This window comes from Bradyrhizobium sp. P5_C11_2, from assembly GCF_054049755.1.
Window position 1 is genome coordinate 1 of the sequence record NZ_JBFULT010000843.1, and the last position, 2,227, is coordinate 2,227.

The window sequence follows — 2,227 nt, forward strand, 5'->3', positions numbered from 1 at the left end:
GGGTTGGCTGATCGGTTCCTGTCCAGAAAGCTGGCCGGCGCCGATGTCGATCCCCGAGGAATCGATCCTACGGATGTCTTCTACGGATTTCTCGGGTTCCCCTGCCCGACTTGGAAAGCCGGCGACGATTGGCGCCGTTCGACCGGCACGCCGCCGAGGCCGGTTTCGTCTCGATCAAGCTGGCCGCGAGCAAACCGCTCGTGATCACCGGTCAGGACGGTGAGAGACAAAGCGACCGGAGACCGGCGCCGGCACGGTCTCGTCGGTGTCGAGGACTGCCTGGCTCGTCTGCGCAGGCGACAGCAGGCGCGCAAGGAGCCTTCCTCATCCAAGTGCTGGAATATCGATATGATCGGGCGACAATCCAGCTTGGTATCTTTGATACATGGCCTCGTAAKCTGCTTCCAGGTGCTTCGTGTAGAGCGCCGCGTCAAACAGCGGCGTCTTCAGACGGTTCTTTTGCAGCGTGTCGCGAACACCCTGAAGCTTCTGCTTATCGAGCGCCAAATCGATTGCGAGCGCTTCATAGTCCTCACGTGTTGGCGTTATCAATTCAGGCAAGCCAACAGCATGAAGCAAGCTCGCCGCGACGCGGCCTGCGAAACTATTGCCAATTTGCGTGACCACGGGCAGGCCAGCCCACAACGCATCGCTGGCTGTCGTATGTGCGTTGTATGGCAGCGTATCCAGGAAAAGGTCGGCAAGGCGATGGCGCGCCAAATGGCCGGACAGTGATGACACGCGCCCTGCAAACACCAGGCGGTCGGGATCGGCACCCAGCTGCTTGGCTTCCTTGCGCAGATTCGATTTTGCGATCTCCCCCATGTCAGACAGCCACAGGACCGACTGATCCACGCTCCTCAAGATATTCATCCAGCTGTCAAAGACCGGTCGATTGATCTTGTAGGCGTTGTTGAAGCAGCAAAACACCGTCCATTCCGGACGCAGATTGTGATCAGCCCTGTTGGGTACCGTGTCGTCGATGGCCTGCCCTTGAGTGTCGCGCGGCATGAAGCTGCCAGGCAGCCGGACGACCTTCTCTTCAAAGAAGCCGCGGCTTTGGTCTGGCACCGCGATTTGATCGGCGATGATGTAGTCCCATAGCTCCCTGCTGCCCAAGGTCCCTGCGAAGCCGAGAAAATTGACCGCTATCGGGGCGGGGCCAGATGCGAACAGCGACAATCGGCCATTCTGCGTGTGTCCCGCAAGATCGACGAGAATATCGACCTGTGCGTCCCTGATCGCATCGAAGACTTCGCCGTCGCTCTTGTGCTGACAATCGACAAAGCGATGAAAGGACCCTTCCAGCCTCTTGCGCAGATCGCTGCTGTCGTCCGGACCGATTGAAAAGGCGTATGTCTCAAATCGACCGGCATCGTGGCTCTCGAAGATCCCTGCGGTCAGGTGCGCGACCGGATGCTGACGAAAATCGGGTGAAACGTATCCGACCCGAATCCGATCGTGCCGATAGTCGGCACGCCTTGAACTTGCTCTTGAGGATTGCGGGAGCTTCGCGGCCACCCATGCTTTGGCGCATCGCAATTGGTCATCGGGCGAATCTGTCAACGACAGCAGATCGAAGGGAGAGCTATTCGCCTTCCCGGCCCGTATCGCGCCGGTCAAATGGCCGATCTCTTCTTCCAGATTTTCCCAATTGCACAGGTTCATCTTTGCATGAAGACGCACCCCCTCGATGCCTTCCAAGTCGGACTTGATCGACAGCGCATGGTCATAAGCAGCCAAAGCCCGGTCATAGTGCTTGAGCTCGGTGAAGACGTTGCCTCGACCAATCCACGCGCCCTTTAGATCGGCCTTGATCGACAGCGCCTTGTCATACGCAGCAAGCGCCTCCTCGTAGCGCTTCAGCCTCCAGAAAACATTGCCTCGACCGAGCCAGGCTTCGGGGAGATCAGGCTTGATCGACAGCGCGTTGTCGTATGCGGCAAATGCCTCGTCAAAGCGCTTGAGCTCGGTGAAAACATTACCCCGGCCGAGCCAGGCTTCCGCCAGATCGGGCCTGATCGACAACGCCTTGTCATAAGCGGCCAATGCGTCGTCATAGCGCTTGAGATCACAGGACACATTGCCTCGACCAAGCCACGCATTCTCCAGATCGGGCTTGATCGACAGCGCCTTGTCGTATGCGGCCGACGCCTCGTCATACCGTTCGAGGCTCCAGAAAACATGGCCGCGGGCAACCCACGCACTCTCGAATTCAGGCTTGATC

The 2,227-nt window shown here is 58.6% G+C and carries 2 protein-coding genes; one reads left to right on the plus strand and one right to left on the minus strand.

From position 1 onward, the window contains the following. A partial coding sequence (locus ACXJL8_RS39300) for a hypothetical protein (RefSeq protein WP_456686837.1) occupies positions 1-204 on the plus strand: 204 nt, incomplete at its 5' end. 120 nt (positions 205-324) lie between these two features. Here ACXJL8_RS39300 and ACXJL8_RS39305 read toward each other — a convergent pair. Further along, on the minus strand, positions 325-2,227 hold a 1,903-nt coding region (locus ACXJL8_RS39305), incomplete at its 5' end, for an O-linked N-acetylglucosamine transferase, SPINDLY family protein (RefSeq protein WP_456686838.1).